Raw genomic sequence first — 23,164 nt, 5'->3', positions numbered from 1 at the left:
CCGTACCGGCCCTCCGGAAGACCGTCAGCCGAACAGCGCGGGCAGCGCCGCCGAGTGCGTCTCCCGCAGCTCCTCGACCGGCGCCTCGAACACGCCCTCGACCACCAGCGAAGCGCCTCCGGTCGTGCCGAGCCCGTAGCAGGGCACCTCGTGCCGCCCGCACAGCGACGCGAACTCCTCGTAGGCCTCCGGCCGCACCGTGACCAGCGCCCGCGCGGCGGACTCGCTGAACAGGTCGGTGAAGGCGTCCCCGCTCAGCGCCACCGAGGCCCCGACGCCCCGCGCCAGGCACGACTCCGCCAGCGCGACGGCCAGCCCGCCGTCCGACAGGTCGTGCGAGCCCTCCAGCAGCTCCCTCTTGGCGGCCTCCACCAGCACGGTCGCCAGCGCCTGCTCGGCGTGCAGGTCGGCCCGGGGCGGCAGCCCGCCCAGGTGCCGGTGCGCGACGTGCGCCCACTCCGAGCCGCCGAACTCCTCGTGCGTGTCGCCGAGCAGCACGACCTTCAGCCCTTCGGCAGTGAACCCGGACGGCACCCGCTTGGCCACGTCCTCGATGACGCCCAGCACGCCCACGACCGGCGTGGGGTGGATGGCCGTCGAGCCCGTCTGGTTGTAGAAGGAGACGTTCCCGCCGGTCACCGGCACGCCCAGGGTGCGGCACGCGTCGGCCAGGCCGCGCACGGCCTCGGCGAACTGCCACATGACCTCGGGGTCCTCGGGCGAGCCGAAGTTGAGGCAGTTGGTCACGGCCAGCGGCTTGGCGCCGGTCACGGCCACGTTCCGGTACGCCTCGGCCAGCGCCAGCTGCGCCCCCGCGTACGGGTCGAGCTTGGCGTAGCGGCCGTTGCCGTCGGTGGACAGCGCGATGCCCCGGGTCGTCGGCTCCGCGCCGGCGATGACCTCCGAGATCCGCAGCATCCCCGCGTCCGCCGGCTGGGCCAGCACGGTGTTGGAGCGGACGTAGCGGTCGTACTGGGAGGTCACCCACTCCTTGGAGGCCAGGTTGGGCGAGCCGAGGAGCTGGAACAGCGTGGCCCGCAGGTCAGCGGGCCGCTCCAGCCGGTCGGGCGTGTCGGCGTTGAGCGCGGCCTGCCCGGACGGCTCGTGGTACGGGCGCTCGTAGACGGGCCCGTCGTCGGCCGCCGTGCCCGGCGGGATGTCCACGATGACCTCGCCGTCCCAGGTCATGACCAGGCGGCCGGTGTCGGTGACCTCGCCGATGACGGTGGCGGGGACGTCCCACTTGTCGCAGATCGCCATGAAGGCCGCGATGTCGTCGGGCCGGACCACGGCCATCATCCGCTCCTGCGACTCGCTCATGAGGATCTCCTCGGGCCTGAGCGAGGGGTCGCGGAGCGGGACGAGGTTGAGGTCGACGTGCATGCCACCGGTGCCCTTGGCGGCCAGCTCGGTCGTCGCGCACGACACCCCGGCCGCGCCGAGGTCCTGGATGCCGACGACCACGTCGGCCGCGTACAGCTCCAGGCAGCACTCGATGAGCAGCTTCTCCATGAACGGGTCGCCCACCTGCACGGCGGGCCGCTTGGCGTGCGACTCGTCCTCGAAGGTCGCCGACGCGAGCACGGAGGCGCCGCCGATGCCGTCGGGGCCGGTGGACGCGCCGAACAGCACGACCTTGTTGCCCGGGCCGGGCGCGGTGGCCAGCTTGATCTGGTCCTTGCGGAGCAGGCCCACGCACAGGGCGTTGACCAGCGGGTTGCCGATGTAGCAGGGGTCGAAGACGACCTCGCCGCCGATGTTGGGCAGGCCCAGGCAGTTTCCGTAGTGGCTGATGCCCTCGACCACGCCGGGCAGGACCCGGCGGGTGTCCACGGCGTCCGCGCCGCCGAAGCGCAGCGCGTCCATCACCGCGATCGGGCGCGCGCCCATCGACATGATGTCGCGGACGATCCCGCCGACGCCGGTGGCCGCGCCCTGGTGCGGCTCGACGTAGGACGGGTGGTTGTGCGACTCGATCTTGAACGTGGCCGCCCAGCCGTCGCCGATCTCCACCACGCCGGCGTTCTCACCCATGCCCACGAGCAGCGCGTCGGACTTGGGCGCCTTGGTGGCGAACTGCTTGAGATGCACCTTGGACGACTTGTACGAGCAGTGCTCGGACCACATGACGCTGTAGATGGCCAGCTCGGAGCCGGTGGGACGGCGACCCAGGATGTCCTTGACCCGGTCGTACTCGTCCTGCTTCATGCCCAGCTCGGCGAAGGGCATCGGCTCGTCGGGCGTCTCGCCGGCCCGCTTCACATTATCGGTCATGCGTTCACCAGCTTCTTGAGGACGGAGGTGAAGAACCCGAGGCCGTCGGTGCTGGGCGCGCCGACCAGGTCCTCGACCGCGTGCTCGGGGTGCGGCATGAGGCCGACCACGTTGCCCGCCTCGTTACGGATGCCCGCGATGTCGTTGAGCGAGCCGTTGGGGTTGCCGCCGACGTAGCGCACGACCACGTGGCCGCCCGACTCCAGCGCGGCCAGGGTGTCCTCGGAGGCCACGTAGCGGCCCTCGCCGTGCTTGACGGGCAGCACGATCTCCTGGCCGGGCTCGAAGGAGCTGGTCCAGGGGGTGGCCGTCTGCTCGATCCGGACCCGCTGGTCACGGCAGACGTAGTGGAGCGAGGCGTTGCGGGTCAGCGCGCCGGGCAGCAGATGGGCCTCGCAGAGGATCTGGAACCCGTTGCAGGTGCCGATCACGGGCAGCCCCGCCCTGGCGGCCGGGACGAGCTCGTCCATCAGCGGCGCGAACCGGGAGATGGCGCCGCAGCGCAGGTAGTCGCCGTAGGAGAAGCCGCCGGGCAGGAAGACGGCGTCGACCCCCTTCAGGTCGTGGTCGGCGTGCCACAGCGGCACCGCCTCCGCGCCCACGAGGCGTACGGCCCTGGCGGCGTCCTGGTCGTCGAGAGTTCCTGGAAACGTGACTACGCCCACACGGGCAGCGCTCATGACAGTCGTCCCCTCCGAGGAATGCGCGCGCACGCGCCACCGTCTCTTCGGGTGGACGGCGGTCTGCGGCGGTGTCTTCAGATTATCGGGTGCTGCCGGGTGGTCCACATCGGCTCGTGCGTCGGGCGGAGGCGCAGGTCAGACTGCTGCCAGCTCGCGGGGACGGGCGTCGGCCGAGTCGTCCCAGGCGAGGTGCTTGCGCAGGTGGACCGTGGTGCCACGGCCGGGCGTGATGCCGAAGGAGATCTCGTCCACCACGGAGCGCATGATCAGCAGACCACGGCCGTTCTCCGTGTCGGGTGGAGGGAAGTGCGGCGGCATCGTCGGCAGCCCGTCGCCGTTGTCCGCGATGCGCACGTCGCAGCGGCCGTAGCCGATCGCCGCGCTCACTTCGTAGCGGTTGGCAGGACCCCCGTGCCGCACCGCGTTGGAGCACGCCTCGGAGACGGCGAGGAGCATGTCCGCGATGCACGTCTCACTCACGTTGAGTGAACGCATGGCATCGCCCAGCACTCGCCTGACCATCGGAATGCCGATCGCATCCCGAGGCAGTGCCAACGAGAACTCAATATCCACCGGACTCCTCCGGGCGCCAGACCGTCACCTGGAGTAGGTTTCCCTGTGAAAACGGGGCTAACCGCAAAATCACGTTGTTGTTATTTAGTGTTGGCACGCCCGTGGCATTGTGCCGCCTCCGAACCCCGCTTTAACCGGCCAGGGGGGAATCCGGGCGGCAAATCTCCCCTAATCCTCAACCCGGACGCTGTAGTCCTCGATCACCGTGTTGGCCAGCAGGGTCTCGGCCATCTTGCGGATCTCCTCGAGCGCCGCCTCGTCGGCCGGGCCGTCGAGCTCGACCTCGAAGCGCTTGCCCTGACGCACGGCCGAGACGCCGGAGAAGCCGAGCCTGGGCAGTGCCCTGGCGATCGCCTGGCCCTGCGGGTCGAGGATCTCGGGCTTCAACATGACGTCCACGATGACGCGGGCCACTGCGTTCCTCCTGGATGAGGTGGGTGACTGGGAAGCACAGCCTACCGGCGCGTGTGGCTGTCGACACAACGGGAACGGGGAGGGCATGGGGCTTGCGCGCAGGGCTGTGACGTCTGCCACGATGTCCCCAAACGCGTACGAACCACCACCAGATGGTTCATCGCTTGGAAGGCGGGCCTCAAGGTGGCAACCCCATCGAAGACCTGCCCTGACGACCGCAACAGGAGTGGCACGTGACAGCCGAAGCCTCTCGTGGTGCTGCAGACGCACCTCCGGAGCTCGTCCAATTGCTCACCCCCGAGGGCGAGCGGGTTGAGCACCCCGACTACGACATCGACCTGACCGATGAGGAGGTCCGGTCGCTCTACCGCGACCTGGTCCTCGTACGGCGCATCGACCTGGAGGCCGTGGCGCTGCAACGCCAGGGCGAGCTGGGCATCTGGGCCTCGCTGCTGGGCCAGGAGGCGGCCCAGATCGGCTCGGGCCGCGCATTGACCGACTCGGACATGGCCTTCCCCACCTACCGCGAGCACGGCGTGGCGTGGTGCCGCGACGTCGATCCGGTGAAGCTGCTGGGCCTGTTCAGAGGCGTGAACCACGGCGGCTGGGACCCCAAGGAACACAACTTCCACCTGTACACGATCGTGATCGGCAGCCAGACCCTCCACGCGGTCGGCTACGCGATGGGCATCCAGCGCGACGACGCCAGCGCCGCCACGATCGTCTACTTCGGCGACGGCGCCACCTCGCAGGGCGACGTGAACGAGTCGTTCATCTGGGCCAGCGTGTTCAACGCGCCGATCGTGTTCTTCTGCCAGAACAACCAGTGGGCCATCTCCGAGCCCCTGGAGAAGCAGACCCGCATCCCCCTCTACCGGCGCGCCTCCGGCTTCGGCTTCCCGGGGATCAGGGTGGACGGCAACGACGTGTTCGCCTGCCTGGCCGTGACCAGGAAGGCGCTGGAGGCCGCCCGCACCGGTCAGGGGCCGACGCTCATCGAGGCGTTCACGTACCGGATGGGCGCCCACACCACCACCGACGACCCGACGCGCTACCGCGTGGCCAGCGAGCTGGAGGCGTGGAAGCTCAAGGACCCGATCGAGCGGGTCAGGTCGTACCTGTTCAAGAACGAGCACGCCGACCCGTCGTTCTTCGACTCCGTCGACGCCGAGGCCGACCAGCTCGGGGCCGACCTGCGCAGGCGCTGCCTGGCCATGCCCGACCCCCAGCCGCTCGACATCTTCGACCACGTCTACCGCGAGCCCCACGCCCTGATGGACCAGGAGCGCGCCCAGTACGCCGCTTACTTGGAGGGGTTCGCCAAATGACCGTGATGAGCCTGTCCAAGGCGCTCAACGAGGGCATGCGCAAGGCCATGGAGGACGACTCCAAGGTCCTCATCATGGGTGAGGACGTCGGCAAGCTGGGCGGCGTCTTCAGGGTCACCGACGGCCTGCAGAAGGACTTCGGCGAGGACCGCGTCATCGACACGCCGCTGGCCGAGTCGGGCATCATCGGCACCGCGATCGGGCTGGCGCTGCGCGGCTACCGGCCGGTGTGCGAGATCCAGTTCGACGGGTTCGTCTTCCCGGCCGCCGACCAGATCATCACGCAGCTCGCCAAGATGCCGATGCGCTCGCTGGGCGCGATCAAGCTCCCGGTCGTCGTACGCATCCCGTGCGGCGGCGGCATCGGCGCGGTCGAGCACCACAGCGAGTCGCCCGAGGCGTACTTCACCCACACGGCCGGCCTGCGCGTCGTGTCCTGCTCCAACCCGGCGGACGCGTACACCATGATCCAGCAGGCCATCCGCAGCGACGATCCGGTGATCTTCTTCGAGCCCAAGCGGCGCTACTGGGAGAAGGCCGACATCGACACCGGCTCCACCGACTGGTGGCCGCCGCTGCACGCGGCCCGGGTCGTGCGGCCCGGGTCCGACGTCACGCTGCTGGCCTACGGCCCCATGGTCAAGACGTGCCTGGAGGCCGCCACGGCCGCCGAGGAAGACGGCCGTTCGCTGGAGGTGATCGACCTGCGCTCGCTCAACCCGCTGGACGAGCCGGCCGTGATGGACTCCGCGCGCCGTACCGGGCGGGTGGTGGTCGTCCACGAGGCCCCCGTCAACAGCGGTTTCGGGGCCGAGCTGGCGGCCAGGATCACGGAGCAGTGCTTCTACCACCTGGAGTCGCCGGTGCTCAGGGTCGGCGGCTTCTCCACCCCCTACCCGCCGTCGAAGCTGGAGGAGCACTACCTGCCCGACCTGGACCGGGTGCTCGACGCCGTCGACCGGGCCTTCGGGTACTGAGGGGGGTGGGGTTCTCATGCGACGCGAGTTCAAGCTCCCCGACGTCGGCGAAGGGCTGACGGAGGCCGAGGTCGTCCGCTGGCACGTCGAGGCGGGTGACGCGGTCAAGGTCAACCAGATCGTCGTCGAGATCGAGACGGCCAAGTCGATCGTCGAGCTCCCGATCCCCTGGGACGGGGTGGTCGCGGACCTGCTGGCCGAGGCGGGCCAGACGGTCGACGTCGGCGCCCCCATCATCGCCGTCGAGACCTCCGAAGGCGCCGCTCCCGTCTCGGAGGAGACCAAGGCCCTGGCCGAGGACATGGTGCCCACGCCTCCGGCGGAGGGCGCCGTCGAGCCCGGGGCCCACGGCAGCCCGGCGCCCAAGGAGGAGCGCCAGGCGGTCCTGGTCGGCTACGGCGTCAAGACCGGCGCCACCAAGCGCCGCCCCCGCAAGCCCCAGGCTCCCGGCATCCCGGCGAACCCGGTGGCCAACCCCTCCCGCGTGGAGGTGGACGGCGGCCCTGCCCCTGCCCCAGTCGCGCCGCCGGCCGGCCGGGTCGGCGTCCTCGCCAAGCCACCCGTACGGAAGCTGGCCAGGGATCTCGGCGTCGACCTGTCCACCCTCGCCGGCACCGGCCCCGAGGGCTCGATCACCCGCGAGGACGTCCACGCCGCTGCGGAGGCCGGGGCGGCCCCGGTCGCCGAGGTGGCGGCGGCCGAGCGGCCGGAGGAGCGCATCCCCGTCAAGGGCGTGCGCAAGATGACCGCCCAGGCCATGGTCGCCAGCGCCTTCACCGCTCCGCACGTCACCGAGTTCCTCCAGCTCGACGTGACGAACACCATGGAGACGGTGCAGCGCCTGCGCACCTTCCGGGACTTCGCGGACGTCAAGGTGTCCCCGCTGCTGCTGGTGGCCAAGGCGGTCCTCACCGCCGTCAAACGCCACCCGATGATCAACTCGTCGTGGGACGAGGCGGCGCAGGAGATCGTGGTCAAGCGCTACGTGAACCTGGGGATAGCCGCCGCCACCCCCCGCGGCCTCGTGGTGCCCAACGTCAAGGACGCCCACACCCTGTCGCTCCCCGAGCTGGCCGGGCGGCTGGCCGAGCTCACGGAGACCGCCAGGGCGGGCCGCACGCAGCCGGCCGAGATGGCCGGCGGCACCTTCACCATCACCAACGTCGGCGTCTTCGGCGTCGACGCCGGCACCCCGATCCTGAACCCCGGAGAGGCCGCCATCCTCGCCGTCGGCCAGATCAGGGACATGCCGTGGGTGGTGGACGGCGAGCTGGCGGTGCGCAAGGTGACCACCCTGGCCCTGTCGTTCGACCACCGCATCGTGGACGGCGAGCTGGGCTCGATGTTCCTGCGCGACGTCGGCGACATGCTGGAGGACCCGCTGCACATGCTGGCCTGGAGCTAGCCGGGAAAGCCTACGGCGACCGCCGGGAGGACCCCTCCCCCGGCGATCGCCGTAGGCCGGGGACACCCGCACCCATCCCGTACAGAGTCACGCCGTCGCGATCTGATACACCTGATCGCATGATTCGCCACATCGTGTTGTTCACCTGGACCGAGGCCGCGACCGACGAGCAGAAGGAGACGGTGACCACCGAGCTGGGCAAGCTGCCCGGCATCATCCCGCAGCTCCGCTCGTACACCGTGGGCCCGGACGCGGGCATCAACCAGGGAAACCACGACTACGCGGTGGTGGCCGACTTCGACGACGTCGACGACTACCTGGTCTACCGCGACCACCCGCAGCATCAGGCGGTGATCGTGGAGCACATCAGGCCGATCCTGGCCTCCCGGGCCGCGGTGCAGCTCAGCCTCTAGATCTCCGGCGGGTTGTTCTCGCGGTGCATCAGCCGGCCCTCGGAAGTGCGGCCCCTCCTGGGGGCCAGCACGACGCTCAGCACCACGCCCACGCCACCGACGATCATGAAGATGAGCCCGACGACGTCCATGTGGACGGCCTTGCCGAACACGTCGGGCTCGATCGCGAATCTCAGGATGGCGCCAAGCGTGAGGAAGAAGATGCTTACCCCGACACCCATGACGACCTCCAGGCAAACGGCGAGTACAGCCACGGTCATACCCGGGTACAGAAGATCACACCCGTAACATCTCAGGCGAGGCAGGACAAAGGCTTGCCGCCGTTGTAGGTGATCATGTCGAACACGGCGGTGGCCAGGTCGATCGGCGCGCCCAGCGGCTGCCCGTCGAGCTCGGCGTAGGCGCGGTGCAGGTTGCCCACGATGCGCTCGGAGTCCAGCAGCCCGCTCCACTCGCCCAGGTCGGCCTCCCTGGCCGCCTCCAGCGGCGACAGGCCCGCCGCCCGGCCCCGCGCCGCGGTCTCCTGCACGAACCGCAGGTAACCCTCGACCCGGTCGTACGCCTCCGGCCCGCACACCCCGCCGTGGCCCGGCACGACGGTCTCCGCCCCCAGCGCCCTGAGCTGGTCGAGCGCGTCCAGCGCCCCGGCCACCGAGCCCATCAGGACGAACGGCGTGCCGCCGTTGAAGACGAGGTCGCCCGAGAACAGCAGCCGCCGCTCGGGAATCCACACGAACGAGTCGTTCGTCGTGTGCGCGGCGTGGCCCACGTGCCTCACCTCGCACCGCAGGTCGTCGGAGTGCAGGGTGATCCGGTCGGTGAAGGTGAGGAACGGCGGCGCCACCTCCATCTCGCCCCACTCCACCTCGGGCGACCACGCGGCGCGGTAGGTGGGGACGCCGTCGGCCAGGATCTGCTCCCGCACGCCCTCGTGCCCGACGATCGTGGCCTCGGGGAAGAGCCAGTTGCCGAACGTGTGGTCGCCGTGGTGGTGGGTGTTGACCAGCGTGGTGATCGGCCGGTCGGTGACCGTGCCGATGGCCTCGCGGAAGGCCCGCGTACGGCGCTCGGTCGAGCAGGCGTCGACGCAGATCACGCCACGCCGGCCGGCCAGGAAGCCGGTGTTGTTGATCCACCAGCTCCCGTCGGGCTGGATGTAGGCGAAGACACCCTCGGACACCTCTTCGACCCGGGGCGGAGGAAGGGGATGATCGTGAGAAGTCGAGCTCATGCCGCGACCGTACTCCCTCGAAGCACCCCCGCCCCTACGGTTTAGAAGGCCTCCTCGGGGAGCTCCATGAGCTCCTGCCCGGTGGAGTCCACGATCCGGCGCTCCGTCGCCAGCCGCGGCAGGACCGTCTTGGCGAAGAACGAGGCCGCGGCCACCTTGCCCAGGTAGAACGGGTCCTCGCCGTCGGCCAGCCTGGCCAGCGCCACCTCGGCCTGCCGCAGCAGCAGCCAGCCGATCACCAGGTCGCCCAGCGCGAGCAGGAGCCGGGTGGTGTTCAGCCCGACCTTGTACACCTCGGCCGGCGCCTCCAGCGAGCCCAGCGCCCAGCCCGCCATGGTGTCGCCCATGGCCTTGACCTCGGCGGCGGCCTCCGCGAGGAGCTTGCGCTCCTCCTTGAGCCGGCCGTTGCCCGCCTCCGAGCCGGCGAACTCGCCGATCTCGGCCAGCAGCGACCCGACCGCCGCGCCCTGGTTGCGCAGGATCTTCCGGAAGAACAGGTCCAGGCCCTGGATCGCGGTCGTGCCCTCGTAGAGGGAGTCGATCTTGGCGTCCCGGATGTACTGCTCGATCGGGTAGTCCTGCAGGTAGCCCGAGCCGCCGAGGGTCTGCAGCGAGCGGGAGAGCAGCTCGTACGACCGCTCGGAGCCGACGCCCTTGACGATGGGCAGCAGCAGGTCGTTCATCTCGCTGGCGTGCCGGTCGTCGGGGTCGACCAGGAGGGTGTCCTGGAACGTGGCGGTGTAGAGCACCAGGGCCCGCATGCCCTCGGCGTACGACTTCTGCAGCATGAGCTCGCGCCGCACGTCGGGGTGGTGGGTGACGGAGACCCGCGGGGCGGCCTTGTCGGCCATCCGGGTCAGGTCCGCGCCCTGCAGGCGCGACTTGGCGTACTCCAGCGCGTTCAGGTAGCCGGTGGAGAGCGTGGCGATGGCCTTGGTGCCGACCATCATGCGGGCGTGCTCGATGACCATGAACATCTGCCTGATGCCCTCATGGACGTCGCCCACCAGCCAGCCGACGGCCGGGTGCTTGTCGCCGAACGTCAGCTCGCACGTCGTGGAGACCTTGAGCCCCATCTTCTTCTCGACGTTGGTGACGTAGACGCCGTTGCGCTCGCCCAGCTCGCCGGTCTCGAGATTCACGTGGAACTTCGGCACCAGGAACATCGACAGCCCCTTGGTGCCGGGGCCGTGGCCCTCGGGGCGGGCCAGCACGAGGTGGAAGATGTTCTCGGTCATGTCGTGCTCGGCGCTGGTGATGAAGCGCTTGACGCCCTCGATGTGCCAGCTGCCGTCCTCCTGGCGCACCGCCTTGGCCCGCCCGGCGCCCACGTCGGAGCCGGCGTCCGGCTCGGTGAGGACCATCGTGGCGCCCCACTCGCGCTCGATGGCCAGCTCGGCGAAGCGCTTCTGCTCCGGCGTGCCGACCTTCCACAGCGTGTAGGCGAAGTTGGGGCCCGCGGCGTACATGTACAGCGCCGGGTTCGCGCCCAGCACCATCTCGGCCGTGGCCCAGGCCAGGCTCCTCGGGATGCCGGGGCCGCCCAGCTCGGGGGGCAGGTCGAGGTTGGCCCAGCCGCCGTCCACCAGCGCCTTGTAGGACTTCTTGAAGCCCTCGGGCACCTTCACGGAGCTGGTCGCCGCGTCGAACACCGGCGGGTTCCTGTCGCCCTCCTCGAAGGAGTCGGCCAGGACGCCGGAGGCCAGTCTGTTGACCTCGTCAAGGATGCCCCGGGCGACCTCCTCGTCCACGTCCGCAAAGGGCCCTGTGCCGAGGATCTCGCGTCGCCCGAACACCTCGAAGAGGTTGAATTCCAGGTCTCGCACGTTGCTCTTGTAGTGGCCCATGGGGTCGATCTCCTTGAACCGAGGGGTTTTCGTACTGGCGAGTAACCTTACTCTGCAATGCTACCCGCGGGTAACCCCAGGTATGCGTGGCATGCTCGTCTCCATGGACGCCGAAGAACTCGCCGCGAGATGGCGAGAGCGCCTGGAATCCTGGGCCATCCCCGACGAGATCATGGCCAAGGTTTCTGCCGACCCCTGGAGTCACTCGCCCGAGCGGTTCGGCACCCGTACCGACAGGGCGCTGGCCGAGCCCGACGACGGCCCCACCATGTCCCGGCTCTCGGAGGCGCTGCCCGACAAGGGCACGCTGCTCGACGTGGGCTCGGGCCCCGGCGCCTCGTCCCTGCCGCTGCACGAGCGCATCGGCCACCTCTACGCGGTGGACACCTCGGCGTCGATGCTGGAGGGGCTGACCGCCCGGGCGGAGAAGCTCGGCGTGCCTGTCACGGCGATCGAGGGGCGCTGGCCCGACGTGGCCGCGCGGGTGCCCGTGGTGGACGTCACCGTCGCCGCCCACGTGATCTACAACGTCCTCGACCTGGCCGACTTCCTGCGGGCCCTCGACGAGCGCACGCAGGGGCGGGTGGTGCTGGAGCTCACGCACCGCCATCCCATGAGCTGGATGGCGCCGCTGTGGCAGCACTTCCACGGGGTGGACCGGCCGGTCCGGCCCATCGCCGAGGACTGCGTGGCGCTGGCCGCGGCGCTCGGCTACCCGGTGCAGGTGGAGGAACGGGAAGCTCCCCTGGAACGATTCACCTCGCTGGAGGACCTGGCGGCCAGCGCGTGCCGCAGGGTGTGCCTCGACCCGTCCAGGGCGGAGGAGGTCGCGGCCACGGTGATGGAGCTGGGCATGTGGCCGTTGCCGCGCGACCGATGGGTCACCATCTGGTGGGAATGATCCCGTCGAGGGCCGCGTTCTTGCTCATGAGCTGACAGCTCCCGGACGAGACGCGCCGTACCCGGAACGCCAAGACGACGCACGCACTGATGTCTCGTCCCAAGGGAGTTCTGATCATGGCGTGGATCGTCCTCGTGCTGGCCGGCGTCTTCGAAGTCGTCATGGCCCTTTCGCTCAAGCTCAGCAACGGGTTCGGCAATCTGTGGTGGACCCTGTCGTTCCTCGTCACGGCCGTGCTGAGCTTCGGCCTGCTCTCGTACGCGCTCAAGACCCTCGAAGTCGGCACCGCGTACGCCGTCTGGACCGGCGTCGGCGCGGCGGGCACCGCGGTGCTGGGCATGATCGCCATGGGGGACGAGGTCTCGCCGGCGCGCATCGTCTCGATCGCGCTGATCCTGGCGGGGGTCATCGGCCTGCGGGTGCTCGCCTGACCTTGACGTTTCGGCTCGTCACGGGTTGGGTGTCCGGGTGATCGAAATTCATGCCGTGACCATCGACGCCGCCGACCCGTACGAGATCGCCACCTGGTGGAGCAAGGCCACCGGGCTGCCGCTCGGCGAGGGTGACAAGCCGGGCGACGACGAGGTCATGCTGCGTACCAAGCAGGACCCGTTCCTGCTGTTCATCCGCGTGCCCGAGGGCAAGACCGTGAAGAACCGGGTCCACCTCGACGTCAACGGCACCGAGGGCAGGACCCGCGACCAGGAGGTCGAGCGGCTGATCGGGCTGGGCGCGACCGTCCACGACGACCGGCGGCAGCCCGACGGCACCGGCTGGGTGACGATGCTCGACCCGGAGGGCAACGAGTTCTGCGTGTGCCGGAGCCAGGCGGAGCGGGAGGCGCAGGGCTGAGCTCACCGGGCGGAATCGGCGCGGCCCCGCATGGTGAGGGTCAGGATGCCGGCGATCAGGTAGACCAGCGCGCCGTGCCACAGCGCCTGCACGCCGGAGCCGAACACCCCTTCGTGGTCGAGCACGAGCTGCACCGGGTAGTCCAGCACGGCCGTGATGGCCGCGGGCAGCAGCGCGAACTTCCACGGGTGCTTCAGCGACCAGAGGCGGGCCTGGCGGGTCACCCGGTCGCCCTCGTGCGGCTTGGAGACCGCGCCGATCGCGGCGATCAGGGCGAACAGGCTGATGCCCAGGCCCAGCGCCCACACCAGGTCGCCACCGCCCGTGAGCACGCCCAGACCGAAGCTGGTCGCGGCCACGGCGCCGCCACCGACGGCGGCGGCCTTCCAGGGGGCGCCGCGGAGCGCGGCACCCGACAGCGAGACTTCGTCTCGTCGGCTGATTTCGTTCATGTCACTCATGGTGCCTTTTCGACCCCCTTGGGGGCATCGGGGACGGACCCTGAGCGATCCCTGACATCATTCGGACATGCAGCAAAGTGAGAAAGTGCTCTTCCGCGAAGCCCGCAAGGAGGATGTGCCCGCGATCGTGGCGATGCTGGCCGACGACCATCTCGGCGCCACGCGCGAGGGCGACCCCGGCGACGAGCGCTACCTGGCGGCGTTCGAGCGGATCGACGCCAACCCGTACGACGAGCTGATCGTCGCCGAGCAGGACGGCGAGGTAGTGGGCACGATGCAGCTCACGTACCTGGCCGGGCTGTCGCGGCTGGGCGCCGAGCGGTGCCAGATCGAGGCCGTCAGGGTCGCCGCCGCCGCCCGCGGCCAGGGCCTCGGCGGCCGGATGATCAAGTGGGCCGTCGACCGGGCCCGGGAGCGCGGCTGCGCCGTCGTGCAGCTCACCTCCGACAAGTCACGTACGGACGCGCACCGCTTCTACGACAACCTCGGCTTCACGGCCTCCCACGAGGGCTACAAGATCTCGCTGAGCTGAGCCAGCATCCAGCGGCACCAGTCGGCCCGGTGCCGCTCGTAGCTCAGCCCGCAGCGCAACGTGGCGTAGTTGCCGAACCGGGGATCGCCGAAGGCGGGCGGCCCGTCGAATGACGCCTCCTGCCGCTCGTAGTCGGCCAGCCGCTCCTCGTGCGCGGCGAGCCGGTCGGCGAACATCCGCCTGACCAGCTCCGGCTCGGCCAGCCACGACGCGTACGTCTTCAGCACCAGCTCGTCGCGCTCCGGCCGCTCCCGAGGCGGCTCGGTGACCCATTCCCGCAGCGCCGCCTGGCCCTCGGCGGTCAGGTGGTAGACCTTCCTGCCCTGCGGCCCCGGCCCGTGCTCTGCCTCGAACCCGACCAGCCCTCCGGCCCGCAGCTTCTGCAGCTCGGCGTGGATCTGGCTGTGCCCGGCCGTCCAGAAGTAGCCGACGGGCCGCCGCATGGCCGCGGCGAGGTCGTACCCCGTGCGCTCGCCGCGCGCCAGCACGGCGAGGATCGCGAATCCCAGCGTTGAGGTCATGGTTCGCCCAAGGATATGGTGCTCCTACAACTATGTCAGTTCTGACATAGTTGAGCGGAAAGGGCGGCCATGCGCGCGTTGGTAGGTGTGGTGGGGCTCATGGTGGGAGTGCTGACGGCCTGCGGGGGCGCGGTCGGCACCGGTGCCGCGGCGCCCGGCCCGAGCACGGCTCCCGCGGCGACGAGTCCGGCCCCGGTTCCCGAGGCGACGACGTCGGCCCCGATTCCCACGGGGCCGAACGTCTCCGGGTGCTTCACCGAGGCGGACGGCAAGATCTTCAAGCACGACGGCGACCTGCCCGGCGTGATCACCGGCGACGGCCCGGTGGGCGTGGTCATCACCTACGAGCGCCGGGGCAACGTGTGCACGTGGCGGCCGCTGTCGGACCGCCTCGTGGCCGCCGGCTACCGCGTCCTGCTGTACGCCAGGACCTCCGCCATCCTCCCCGAGGACGGCGCCGTCGCCATGGCCAAACGCCTGGCCAAGGAGCCGGGCGTCAAGCGGATCTTCCTGGTCGGCGGCTCGATCGGCGCCACCACCGCCGTCCCCGCCGCCCTGAGGCTCGGCCCGAAGGTGGCCGGCGTGGTGGCCGTCTCAGGCGAGATCAGCGCGGAGAACGCGGCCAGGCTGACCGTCCCGCTCCTGCAGATCGGCTCCGCGAACGACGGGTACGGCGGCGCCGACGACCTGGCCACGGCGCACGCCGCCGCCACGAAGGCCCCCGACAACCAGACCATGGTCATCCCGGGGGAGAGCCTGCACGCCTCGGCCCTGTTCGCCAGCCCTCACGGGAAGGACGTGCTCGACCGGATCGTGGCGTTCATGGACCGGCACAAGGGCTGATCTCGACCAGGTTGTCGTGGAAGCCCGGCCCCATGCCCATGTCCCCGTCCCGCTCGGCCACGACCGCGTTCGGGTTGGCGCCGCCGGGGGTCAGCTTCGGCCAGCGCCCCTTCGGTGAGGCCACCACCCCGGCCGCCACGCGGTCGCTGATCTCCACGTCCGCCAGGAACTCGCCGCCGTCGTTGTGCACGCGTACCCGCTGACCGGCCACCAGCCCCCGGGCCGCCGCGTCGGCCGGGTTGACCAGCACCACCGGGTCCTTGGCGCGGCGGCGCAGCTCCGGGTTGTTGCCGAAGGTCGTGTTGAGGAACGTGTGCGACGCGGGCGTGACCAGCGCCAGCGGGTACGGCGAGCCACCCCTCGCGCCGGCCGTGTGGGACGGGGTGTACGCCTTGCCCGCCGGCGGGAAGCGCATCCTGCCCGACCGCGTCGGGAAGCCCTCGGCGAACGGCGTGAAGGGCTCGGGGTAGTTCATCCGCACCCAGCCCTCCTTGCGCAGCCGGTCCAGCGTGATGCCCTCCAGCGACGGGTGCCCGCCCGACAGCAGCTGCTCGGCCAGCTCCAGGTCCGAGTCGAACAGCGACGGCTCGGTCATCCCCATGTGCGCCGCCAGCCGCCGGAACGTCTCCGTCGTGGACAGGCACTCGCCGGGCGGAGGCTCGGCGGGCTCGTTCCAGAGCAGGTAGAGGTGCCCGTATCCGGCGTGCAGGTCCTGGTGCTCGGTCTGCATGGTCGCGGGGAGCACGATGTCGGCGTAGTCCACGGTGTCGGTGGGGAACTGCTCCATGACCACCGTGAACAGGTCTTCGCGGGCGAGCTGCCGCCTGATCGCGTTCGCGTCGGGGCTCGAGCCCGCCGGGTTGGCCGCGTACACCCAGAGGCATTTCACGTCGTCGAGCTGGGACCCCAGCTTGGTCATGACGAGCGTGCGGACGGGCTTGGCCAGCAGGTCGTCGCGGGCGTCGATGTCGAAGTGCACGTGGCCGCTGGTGGAGTACGCGATGCCGCCGCCGGGGTGGCGCCAGTCGCCGGTGACGCCGGGGATCGAGGCGAGCGTGCGCAGCGCGGTGCCGCCGCCCTGGTGCCGCTGGAGGCCCTGCGTGGCGCGGATGGCGGTCGGGCGGGTGTGGGCGAGCCGTATCCCCAGGCTGTGGATGGCGGAGGCGGGGATGCCGGTGATTTCAGCCACAGTCTCGACCGGATATTTCAGGATTTCCTGGCGGAAGTCCTCCCAGCCCTCGGTGTGCTCGGCCAGGAACTCCTCATCCTGCGCGTTCTCCGCCAGCACGACGTTGAGCAGCCCGAGCGCGAGCGCCGCGTCCGTGCCCGGCCTGATCGCCAGGTACTCGTCGGCCTGGTCGGCCGTCCTGGTGCGGATCGGGTCGATGGCGACGACGTGCGCGCCGTCCGCCCGCGCGTCCTGGATGAACTTCCACAGGTGGTGGCCGCTGGTCAGCGTGTTCGTGCCCCAGAGCAGGATCAGCTTCGCCAGCGCGAAGTTCTCGGGGTCCATGCCGCCCGGGGTGCCGTTCGTCCGCATCAGGCCGCTGCTGCCGGCCGCCGAGCAGATGTTGAGCCAGTGCTTGGAGGCGCCCAGCATGTTCCAGAACCGCCGCCCGGCCACGCCCTCGCAGCCCTGGAGGTAGCCGAGCGTGCCGGTGCCCAGGTACGGCCAGATGGCCTCCCCGCCGTGCTCCTCGACGATGCCGCGCAGCCGCACCGAGATCTCGTCGAGCGCCTCGTCCCAGGAGATGCGCTCGAACTGGCCGGAGCCCTTGGGACCGATGCGGCGCATGGGGTGGAGGATGCGGTCGTCCGCCCGGGTGTGCTCGAGGTAACGGTTGACCTTCACGCACAGGGCGCCCCTGGTGTACGGGTGGTCGGGGTTGCCGCGGAGCTTGGCGGCCCTGCCGTTCTCCACGGTGACCACCCAGGAGCAGCCATCCGGGCAGTCCAGCGGACACGCCCCCAAAACCCTCAATTCACCCGACATGGGACACAGACTACGTCCCGCACCTGGAATGACGGCAGACGCGGAAATGCGTGTAGCCTGCCCGGTGCGACGATTGCGGGGGCGATTGAGGACACTGGAAGCCTAGAGATCGCACGGTCCGGCCGGGAAGGTGCAGAATCGCTGTCGGTGGCCGAAATCAGGGAACGAGATGACACGGAGGACCTCGAGGGGGATCCAGCCGTGGATGAGTCACGCGCGGAAAGCGACGTCTACGTTGTAGAGCCGCTGCTGCCCCAGCGTCTTCGCCGCCCCTCCGACCTGCTGCGCTTCTTCGCCACGCTCATCGTGCTCGGCGCGGTCGTCCTGCTCGCGCTGGTCGCCAAGCAGACGCTCATCGGCCTGGAGGCCGACGTCAAGGAGGGCGCGCAGCTCGTACCGCTGCTCAGCAGGATCGCCGCGTTCCTCGGTGGCGCGGCCGTGCTCATCGTGCCCGCGGCCTTCGCCGTCGAACGGGTCTTCCACCGCGACGGGCTACGCGTCGCCGAAGGGCTGATCGCCGCGATCATCGGCATGGCCGGGTCGTTCCTGCTCGGGCAGTGGCTGGTCGCCGGCAACGCCGAGGACCTGCGCGTGCTGCTGACCGGCGACCGGACGATCGAGCCGGTGAACACGCTGCTCACCTCGGTCGTCGCGTACGCCACCGCCGTCCGCATCTCGCGCCGCCCCACCTGGCGCATGCTGATGTGGACCACGATCGCCCTCTACGTCCTCGCGTTCTTCTCCGGCCGGCAGATCACGATCCCGAGCGCCATCGTCACGGTGCTGGTCGGCATGGTCATCGGCTACGCCACCCTCTACGGCGTCGGCAGCCCCAACACCAGGCCGGCGGGCAGTGCCCTGGTGGCCGCGCTGCGCAAGCTGTCGTTCGCGGTGGTCTCGGCCCGCCGCATCGAGGACGACCACCAGGGCAGCCGCCGCTACGCCATCGGGCTCAAGGACGGCACCAGCCTCGACGTCACCGTGCTCGACCGCGACCGGCAGGTGGCCGGGCTGCCGTACCGGCTGTGGCGGCGCATCCGGCTCAACTCCGAGACCAGGCGCAGGGCCATCAGGTCGCTCCGGGCCGAGCTGGAGCGCGAGGCGCTCATGGCGTACGCGGCCCAGGCGGCCGGCGCGAGCACCCCCAGGCTGCTCGGCACCAGCGAGATCGGCACCGAGGCCGCGATGCTCGCGTACGAGCACATCGAGACGCGCCCCCTCGACGACGTGCCCGACGAGCAGATCGACGACGAGCTGCTCGCCCAGATCTGGGAGCAGGTGGAGCTGCTGCAGATCCAGCGCCTGGCGCACCGGCGGCTCACCGGCGACAGCATCCACCTCGACCGGGCGGGCCGCGTCGTGCTGACCGACGCGCGCAGCGGCGAGATCGCCGCCGGTGACCTGCTGCTCAGGCTCGACATCGCCCAGCTGCTCACCTACCTGGCGCTGCGCGTCGGCCCTGAACGCTCCGTACGGACGGCGGCGGCCGTCATGGGGCCCGACACGCTGGCCGCCGCCATGCCGCTGCTCCAGCGCATCGCGCTGACCAGGGAGACCCGTTCGGCCCTCTCCAAGAACAAGAACCTGCTGGCCGGCATCCGCGAGCACATCGTCGCGCTCAAGCCGCAGGGCAAGGTCGAGGAAGTACGCCTCGAACGCTTCAAACCGCGCACCCTGATCACGATCATCGCCAGCACGCTGGCCGCGTACATCGTGCTCTCCCAGCTCAGCCGGGTCGACATCTACCGGGTGGTCACCACGGCCAACTGGGCCTGGTCCGGGGTGGCGCTGGTCGCGTCGTTCGTCAGCTTCGTGGCCGCGGCCCTGATGCTGCGGGGCTTCGTGCCCGAGCCGCTGCCGCTCTGGCGTACCGTGCTCGTGCAGTTCGCCTCGTCGTTCGTCAAGCTCGTCGCGCCCGCCGCCGTGGGCGGGGTCGCGATCAACACCCGCTACCTGCAGAAGCGCGGCATCTCGCCGGCCAGCGCGGTGGCCAGCGTGGGGGCCTCACAGCTCATCATGCTGGTCTTCCACATCGCGCTGCTGCTGCTGTTCGCCTACATCACCGGCTCCACCACGACCACGTCGTTCACCCCGTCGCGCGGCCTCGTCCTGGTGCTGCTCGCGGTCGCGGTGCTGGTCGTGGTGGTGCTCGGCGTGCCGCCGCTGCGCAGGCTGGTGACCTCCAGGATGCGCAAGCTGTTCTCGAACGTGCTGCCCAGGCTGCTCGACGTGCTGCAGTCGCCGCGCAAGATGGTGGAGGCGTGCACGGGCACGCTCATGATCACCCTGGCGTTCGTGCTCTGCCTGGACGCCTGCGTGGCCGCGTTCGGCGGCTCGCTCAGCTTCACCGCCGTCGCGGTCGTCTACCTCACGGCCAACGCCATCGGCTCGGCCGCGCCCACACCGGGCGGTCTGGGCGCGGTCGAACTCGCGCTCGCGGGCGGCCTGACCGTGGCCGGCGTGCCCGCCGAGCTGGCCACCTCGGCCGTGCTGCTGCACCGGCTGCTCACGTTCTGGCTCCCGGTGCTGCCCGGCTGGGCCGCCTTCACCTACCTCCAGCGGCACGAATCCCTGTGATCAGCGGGCCGTGTAGCGCTCGGTGATCTTGTCGATGGCCTCCAGCTCGTCCTCCGTGAAGGCCGGGCCGTCCACGCACGCCACGTTGTCCTCCAACTGCCGCACGCTGCTGGCCCCGATGAGCACGCTCGTCACCCGCGGGTCCCTGAGCGTCCACGACAGCGCCATCTGGGCCAGCGTCTGCCCACGGCCCTTGGCGATCTCGTCGAGGCCGCGGGCCAGGTCGAGGTCGATCCGGTCGGCGCTGAGGAACCTGCTCGTCGCCGCCCGCGAGTCCGCCGGCACGCCGCCGAGGTAGCGGTCGGTCAGCAGGCCCTGGGCCAGCGGCGAGAACACGATGCAGCCCATGCCCGCCTCCTCCACCGCGTCGAGCAGCCCGTCCTCGATCCACCGGTTGATCATCGAGTAGGACGGCTGGTGGATGAGCAGCGGCGTGCCCAGCTCGCGCATGATCCGCGCGGCCTGGGCGGTCTGCTCGGCCGAGTAGTTGGAGATGCCCGCGTAGAGCGCCTTGCCCGAGCGCACGGCCCGGTCGAGCGCCCCCATGGTCTCCTCCAGCGGCGTCCCCGGGTCGGGGCGGTGGCTGTAGAAGATGTCGACGTACTCCAGCCCCATGCGCTTCAGCGACTGGTCGAGGCTGGCCAGGACGTACTTGCGCGATCCCCACTCGCCGTACGGGCCGGGCCACATGTCGTAGCCGGCCTTGGTGGAGATGATCAGCTCGTCCCGGTACGGGGTGAAGTCCTCGCGCAGGATGCGGCCGAAGTTCGTCTCCGCCGAGCCGTACGGGACGCCGTAGTTGTTGGCCAGGTCGAAGTGCGTCACCCCGAGGTCGAACGCGCGCCGCAGGATCGCCCGGGAGTTCTCGATCGGGCGGGTGTCGCCGAAGTTGTGCCACAGGCCCAGCGAGACCGCGGGCAGCTTCAGCCCGCTGCGACCGCTGCGGTTGTACGGCTGCCGCTCGTAGCGCCGGTCGTCGGCCTGATAGGTCATGAGGTGCCCCTCTCGATGATCCAGGAGAGCGCGAAGGCCTCCTCGCGCCAGGCGTCGTAGCGCCCGCTGCGGCCGCCGTGCCCGGCACCCATCTCCGTCTTGAGCAGGAACGGCCCGCCGTTCGCCGTCGCCCGCAGCCGGGCGATCCACTTCGCGGGCTCGTGGTAGAGGACGCGGGTGTCGTTCAGGCTGGTGATGGCCAGGATCGGCGGGTACGCGCGGCCGTCCACGTTCTCGTACGGGGTGTAGCTCTTCATGTAGGCGTAGACGTCGGGGTTGTGCAGCGGGTCGCCCCACTCGTCCCATTCGATCACAGTGAGCGGGAGCGACGGATCCAGGATGGTGTTCAGCGCGTCCACGAACGGCACCTCGGCCACCACGCCCGCGAACTCCTCCGGCGCCAGGTTCGCGACCGCGCCCATCAGCAGGCCGCCGGCCGAGCCGCCCCTGGCGATGACCCGCTCGCTCCAGCCGGTCGCCTTAAGGTGCTTGGCCACGGCCACGAAGTCGGTGAACGTGTTGCGCTTCCTGGTGAGCTTGCCGTCCTCGTACCAGCGGCGGCCCATCTCACCGCCGCCCCTGATGTGCGCGACGGCGAAGACGAACCCGCGGTCGAGCAGCGAGAGCCTCGGGACCGAGAAGCCGGGGTCGATGGAGGTCTCGTAGCTGCCGTACCCGTACAGAACGGTCGGCGCGGGCCTGGCGGAGTCCTTGCGCTTCACGATGGACACCGGGATCCTCGTGCCGTCCTCGGCCGTGGCCCACTCGCGGAACTGCTCGTAGTCGGCCGGATCGTAGCCGCCCAGCACCGGGCGCCGCTTGAGCAGGATCAGCTCGTGCGTGTCGAGCTCGTAGTCGTACACGCTGGGCGGGGTGACCATGCTCGTGTAGGCCAGCCGGAGCCGCGTCGTGGTGAACTCGGGGTTGCCCGCGGGCCCGACGTCGTAGAGCGGCTCGGGGAAGTCGATCTCGTACGCGTTCCGCTCGGCGGCCTCGATCCGCTCGCGCCGGCCCTGGACGTCGGCCGGGTACGGCAGCACGCGCAGGCCGGTCAGCCCGTCACGGCGGAAGTGCACCACGGCGTGGTCGGAGAAGGCGTCGATCTCCAGGAGCCTGGTGTCGTCCCGGTGGGCGATCAGCGGCGTCCAGGTGCCGGGGGCGTCGAGCGGGGCGGTGGCCAGCTCGAAGTTCTCGGCGTTCTCGTTGTGGAGCACGTAGAAGAAGTCGCCCGCGTGCTCGACGCCGTATTCGACGCCGGTCTTCCTGGGGCGCACGACCGTGAACTCACCGGCGGGATCGGTGGCGTCGAGAATGCGCACCTCGCTGGTGATCTTGCTGCCCGCGCCGAGCACGAGGTATTTCTCGCTGCGCGTGAGGCCGATGCCGACCCAGTAACGCTCGTCGGACTCCTCGTAGACCAGCACGTCCTCTTCGGTGCCGAGGGTGTGCCGGTAGACCTGGAACGGGCGCCAGGCGTCGTCGACGCGCGTGTAGAAGAACGTCGAGCCGTCGGCCGACCAGGCACCGCCGTAGAAGATGTCGGTGATCTCGTCGGGGAGCAGTTCGCCTGTTTCGAGGTTCTTGAACTTCAGCGTGAATCGCTCGTCGCCCTTGAAGTCGGTCGAATAGGCCAGCATCGTGCCGTCGGGCGAGACGGAGCTGGTGCCGATCGAGAAGAACGGGCTGTCGCCGGCGAGCTCGTTGCCGTCGAGAATCACCTCCTCGCGTTCGAGCGTGGCTCCCGGGGTGATCTCCGGAGGCGCGTCGCTGTCGGCCGGGACCCGGCAGGAGACGGCGTACTGCTTGCCTTCCGAGGTGCGCGAGAAGTACCACCAGGAGCCCTTGCGGCTGGCCACCGAGAGGTCGGTTTCCTGCGTGCGGCCCTTGATCTCCTGGAACACCTGCTCCTGGAGATCGGAGAGGTGAGCGGTCTGCTGTTTGAGAAACTCGTTCTCCGCCTCCAGATAGGCGGTGGTATCGGGATCTTCCTTGTTGCTCAGCCAGGCGTACTCGTCGATGACGGTGTCACCGTGGTGGGTGCGCTCAGTCGGAACCTTCTTCGCCACTGGCGGCGTGTTACTGCTCACGTGGGGAGTCTATGTTCGGGCGTGATCGATCTGTGTCCGTCGTACGCGGCGATCCGGCACGAGGGGTCGGGAGCGCTGCTAATCTTGAAGAGCCGAAGCAGTCCGGCACAAGCCTTCTTCCTCCTCCATCACGGCGGACGTGCGCGTCCACTCGTGAGGGCTGGTAAGTTAGAGGGGTTGTCCCGGAAGCGGGGCGGGTCTTAATTCCAGCAGGTCGAGCAAGTCGGGTCAATTTGACAGGGACTTGAACGGCTGAAAG

Annotated in this window: 22 protein-coding genes and 1 riboswitch; of the genes, 10 read left to right on the top strand and 12 right to left on the bottom strand. The window is 70.0% G+C overall.

Annotated features, from left to right (window positions below; all coding sequences use genetic code 11):
• Positions 1 to 24: 24 nt before the first annotated feature.
• The 4 genes from purL to purS all read right to left on the bottom strand — a co-directional run bounded on the left by purL (position 25) and on the right by purS (position 3,944).
• Positions 25 to 2,274: a phosphoribosylformylglycinamidine synthase subunit PurL gene (gene purL / locus ACWEPL_RS21225; protein ID WP_452437198.1), complete on the bottom strand. Its 2,250-nt coding sequence runs from the start codon at positions 2,272 to 2,274 to the stop codon at positions 25 to 27.
• On the bottom strand, positions 2,271 to 2,954 hold the full coding sequence (purQ, locus tag ACWEPL_RS21220) for a phosphoribosylformylglycinamidine synthase subunit PurQ (protein WP_355207756.1): 684 nt from the start codon (positions 2,952 to 2,954) through the stop codon (positions 2,271 to 2,273). Before purQ ends, purL begins: the two co-directional genes overlap by 4 nt.
• A 138-nt stretch (positions 2,955 to 3,092) precedes the next feature.
• Positions 3,093 to 3,479, bottom strand: a complete 387-nt coding sequence (locus tag ACWEPL_RS21215) for an ATP-binding protein (protein WP_350737367.1) — start codon at positions 3,477 to 3,479, stop codon at positions 3,093 to 3,095.
• Positions 3,480 to 3,698: 219 nt separating this feature from the next.
• Complete coding sequence (purS, locus tag ACWEPL_RS21210; RefSeq protein ID WP_350737364.1) at positions 3,699 to 3,944, bottom strand: phosphoribosylformylglycinamidine synthase subunit PurS; 246 nt, start codon at positions 3,942 to 3,944, stop codon at positions 3,699 to 3,701.
• 233 nt (positions 3,945 to 4,177) lie between these two features.
• Here purS and pdhA point away from each other — a divergent pair, with 233 nt between their 5' ends.
• From pdhA to ACWEPL_RS21190, 4 genes are all read left to right on the top strand, one after another.
• On the top strand, positions 4,178 to 5,272 hold the full coding sequence (gene pdhA / locus ACWEPL_RS21205) for a pyruvate dehydrogenase (acetyl-transferring) E1 component subunit alpha (protein WP_355207761.1): 1,095 nt from the start codon (positions 4,178 to 4,180) through the stop codon (positions 5,270 to 5,272).
• The gene (locus ACWEPL_RS21200; protein WP_355207764.1) at positions 5,269 to 6,249 is read left to right on the top strand and encodes an alpha-ketoacid dehydrogenase subunit beta; all 981 of its coding nucleotides are present in this window, start codon (positions 5,269 to 5,271) and stop codon (positions 6,247 to 6,249) included. Before pdhA ends, ACWEPL_RS21200 begins: the two co-directional genes overlap by 4 nt.
• A 16-nt stretch (positions 6,250 to 6,265) precedes the next feature.
• On the top strand, positions 6,266 to 7,654 hold the full coding sequence (locus ACWEPL_RS21195) for a dihydrolipoamide acetyltransferase family protein (RefSeq protein WP_452437197.1): 1,389 nt from the start codon (positions 6,266 to 6,268) through the stop codon (positions 7,652 to 7,654).
• 119 nt (positions 7,655 to 7,773) lie between these two features.
• A complete protein-coding gene (locus tag ACWEPL_RS21190; RefSeq protein WP_363983999.1) occupies positions 7,774 to 8,067 on the top strand; it encodes a Dabb family protein in 294 nt (97 codons plus the stop codon).
• Here ACWEPL_RS21190 and ACWEPL_RS21185 read toward each other — a convergent pair.
• From ACWEPL_RS21185 to ACWEPL_RS21175, 3 genes are all read right to left on the bottom strand, one after another.
• Positions 8,064 to 8,288, bottom strand: a complete 225-nt coding sequence (locus tag ACWEPL_RS21185; RefSeq protein ID WP_192788390.1) for a hypothetical protein — start codon at positions 8,286 to 8,288, stop codon at positions 8,064 to 8,066. The two genes, ACWEPL_RS21190 and ACWEPL_RS21185, sit on opposite strands and share 4 nt — an antisense overlap.
• Before the next feature lie 71 nt (positions 8,289 to 8,359).
• The gene (locus tag ACWEPL_RS21180) at positions 8,360 to 9,298 is read right to left on the bottom strand and encodes an MBL fold metallo-hydrolase (protein ID WP_452437196.1); all 939 of its coding nucleotides are present in this window, start codon (positions 9,296 to 9,298) and stop codon (positions 8,360 to 8,362) included.
• Between the two features lie 41 nt (positions 9,299 to 9,339).
• The gene (locus ACWEPL_RS21175) at positions 9,340 to 11,145 is read right to left on the bottom strand and encodes an acyl-CoA dehydrogenase (protein WP_397372532.1); all 1,806 of its coding nucleotides are present in this window, start codon (positions 11,143 to 11,145) and stop codon (positions 9,340 to 9,342) included.
• A gap of 103 nt (positions 11,146 to 11,248) precedes the next feature.
• Between ACWEPL_RS21175 and ACWEPL_RS21170 the strand changes: the two genes are divergently transcribed.
• From ACWEPL_RS21170 to ACWEPL_RS21160, 3 genes are all read left to right on the top strand, one after another.
• Complete coding sequence (locus ACWEPL_RS21170) at positions 11,249 to 12,046, top strand: class I SAM-dependent methyltransferase (protein ID WP_452437195.1); 798 nt, start codon at positions 11,249 to 11,251, stop codon at positions 12,044 to 12,046.
• 25 nt (positions 12,047 to 12,071) lie between these two features.
• Positions 12,072 to 12,130: riboswitch (guanidine-III (ykkC-III) riboswitch) on the top strand.
• 32 nt (positions 12,131 to 12,162) lie between these two features.
• Positions 12,163 to 12,477, top strand: a complete 315-nt coding sequence (locus tag ACWEPL_RS21165) for a DMT family transporter (RefSeq protein ID WP_350737341.1) — start codon at positions 12,163 to 12,165, stop codon at positions 12,475 to 12,477.
• Between the two features lie 37 nt (positions 12,478 to 12,514).
• The gene (locus ACWEPL_RS21160) at positions 12,515 to 12,898 is read left to right on the top strand and encodes a VOC family protein (protein WP_452437194.1); all 384 of its coding nucleotides are present in this window, start codon (positions 12,515 to 12,517) and stop codon (positions 12,896 to 12,898) included.
• 2 nt (positions 12,899 to 12,900) lie between these two features.
• Here ACWEPL_RS21160 and ACWEPL_RS21155 read toward each other — a convergent pair whose 3' ends face one another.
• Positions 12,901 to 13,350: a hypothetical protein gene (locus tag ACWEPL_RS21155; RefSeq protein ID WP_350737336.1), complete on the bottom strand. Its 450-nt coding sequence runs from the start codon at positions 13,348 to 13,350 to the stop codon at positions 12,901 to 12,903.
• Between the two features lie 76 nt (positions 13,351 to 13,426).
• On the opposite strand from ACWEPL_RS21155, the gene ACWEPL_RS21150 reads away from it, so the two are divergent.
• Positions 13,427 to 13,891, top strand: a complete 465-nt coding sequence (locus ACWEPL_RS21150) for an N-acetyltransferase family protein (RefSeq protein ID WP_452437193.1) — start codon at positions 13,427 to 13,429, stop codon at positions 13,889 to 13,891.
• On the opposite strand, the gene ACWEPL_RS21145 is transcribed toward ACWEPL_RS21150, so the two are convergent.
• Positions 13,870 to 14,412, bottom strand: a complete 543-nt coding sequence (locus ACWEPL_RS21145; RefSeq protein ID WP_452437192.1) for a PadR family transcriptional regulator — start codon at positions 14,410 to 14,412, stop codon at positions 13,870 to 13,872. The two genes, ACWEPL_RS21150 and ACWEPL_RS21145, sit on opposite strands and share 22 nt — an antisense overlap.
• Positions 14,413 to 14,481: 69 nt before the next feature.
• Here ACWEPL_RS21145 and ACWEPL_RS21140 point away from each other — a divergent pair, with 69 nt between their 5' ends.
• Entirely contained in the window at positions 14,482 to 15,255 is a 774-nt protein-coding gene (locus tag ACWEPL_RS21140; protein ID WP_452437191.1) for an alpha/beta hydrolase, read from the top strand.
• Here ACWEPL_RS21140 and ACWEPL_RS21135 read toward each other — a convergent pair.
• Complete coding sequence (locus ACWEPL_RS21135; protein WP_452437190.1) at positions 15,233 to 17,248, bottom strand: molybdopterin-containing oxidoreductase family protein; 2,016 nt, start codon at positions 17,246 to 17,248, stop codon at positions 15,233 to 15,235. The genes ACWEPL_RS21140 and ACWEPL_RS21135 overlap by 23 nt on opposite strands.
• Before the next feature lie 201 nt (positions 17,249 to 17,449).
• Here ACWEPL_RS21135 and ACWEPL_RS21130 point away from each other — a divergent pair, with 201 nt between their 5' ends.
• A complete protein-coding gene (locus ACWEPL_RS21130; RefSeq protein ID WP_452437189.1) occupies positions 17,450 to 19,825 on the top strand; it encodes a lysylphosphatidylglycerol synthase transmembrane domain-containing protein in 2,376 nt (791 codons plus the stop codon).
• On the opposite strand, the gene mgrA is transcribed toward ACWEPL_RS21130, so the two are convergent.
• Both mgrA and ACWEPL_RS21120 read right to left on the bottom strand, forming a co-directional pair.
• Entirely contained in the window at positions 19,826 to 20,818 is a 993-nt protein-coding gene (gene mgrA / locus ACWEPL_RS21125) for an L-glyceraldehyde 3-phosphate reductase (RefSeq protein ID WP_452437188.1), read from the bottom strand.
• A complete protein-coding gene (locus ACWEPL_RS21120; RefSeq protein ID WP_452437187.1) occupies positions 20,815 to 22,905 on the bottom strand; it encodes a S9 family peptidase in 2,091 nt (696 codons plus the stop codon). Before ACWEPL_RS21120 ends, mgrA begins: the two co-directional genes overlap by 4 nt.
• Between the last annotated feature and the right edge of the window lie 259 nt (positions 22,906 to 23,164).

This window comes from Nonomuraea sp. NPDC004186 (genome assembly GCF_053603495.1).
Note: the sequence above shows the minus strand (reverse complement) of the source record. Positions and strands in the feature narration are given on the sequence as shown.

Bases quoted from the DNA above. Each gene is read 5' to 3' on its own strand.
- purL (WP_452437198.1), bottom strand. From the start codon at position 2,274: ATGACCGATAATGTGAAGCGGGCCGGCGAGACGCCCGACGAGCCGATG.
- purQ (WP_355207756.1), bottom strand. From the start codon at position 2,954: ATGAGCGCTGCCCGTGTGGGCGTAGTCACGTTTCCAGGAACTCTCGAC.
- ACWEPL_RS21215 (WP_350737367.1), bottom strand. From the start codon at position 3,479: ATGGTCAGGCGAGTGCTGGGCGATGCCATGCGTTCACTCAACGTGAGT.
- ACWEPL_RS21200 (WP_355207764.1), top strand. From the start codon at position 5,269: ATGACCGTGATGAGCCTGTCCAAGGCGCTCAACGAGGGCATGCGCAAG.
- ACWEPL_RS21195 (WP_452437197.1), top strand. From the start codon at position 6,266: ATGCGACGCGAGTTCAAGCTCCCCGACGTCGGCGAAGGGCTGACGGAG.
- ACWEPL_RS21190 (WP_363983999.1), top strand. From the start codon at position 7,774: ATGATTCGCCACATCGTGTTGTTCACCTGGACCGAGGCCGCGACCGAC.
- ACWEPL_RS21185 (WP_192788390.1), bottom strand. From the start codon at position 8,288: ATGGGTGTCGGGGTAAGCATCTTCTTCCTCACGCTTGGCGCCATCCTG.
- ACWEPL_RS21180 (WP_452437196.1), bottom strand. From the start codon at position 9,298: ATGAGCTCGACTTCTCACGATCATCCCCTTCCTCCGCCCCGGGTCGAA.
- ACWEPL_RS21175 (WP_397372532.1), bottom strand. From the start codon at position 11,145: ATGGGCCACTACAAGAGCAACGTGCGAGACCTGGAATTCAACCTCTTC.
- ACWEPL_RS21170 (WP_452437195.1), top strand. From the start codon at position 11,249: ATGGACGCCGAAGAACTCGCCGCGAGATGGCGAGAGCGCCTGGAATCC.
- ACWEPL_RS21165 (WP_350737341.1), top strand. From the start codon at position 12,163: ATGGCGTGGATCGTCCTCGTGCTGGCCGGCGTCTTCGAAGTCGTCATG.
- ACWEPL_RS21155 (WP_350737336.1), bottom strand. From the start codon at position 13,350: ATGAACGAAATCAGCCGACGAGACGAAGTCTCGCTGTCGGGTGCCGCG.
- ACWEPL_RS21150 (WP_452437193.1), top strand. From the start codon at position 13,427: ATGCAGCAAAGTGAGAAAGTGCTCTTCCGCGAAGCCCGCAAGGAGGAT.
- ACWEPL_RS21145 (WP_452437192.1), bottom strand. From the start codon at position 14,412: ATGACCTCAACGCTGGGATTCGCGATCCTCGCCGTGCTGGCGCGCGGC.
- ACWEPL_RS21140 (WP_452437191.1), top strand. From the start codon at position 14,482: ATGCGCGCGTTGGTAGGTGTGGTGGGGCTCATGGTGGGAGTGCTGACG.
- ACWEPL_RS21135 (WP_452437190.1), bottom strand. From the start codon at position 17,248: ATGTCGGGTGAATTGAGGGTTTTGGGGGCGTGTCCGCTGGACTGCCCG.
- mgrA (WP_452437188.1), bottom strand. From the start codon at position 20,818: ATGACCTATCAGGCCGACGACCGGCGCTACGAGCGGCAGCCGTACAAC.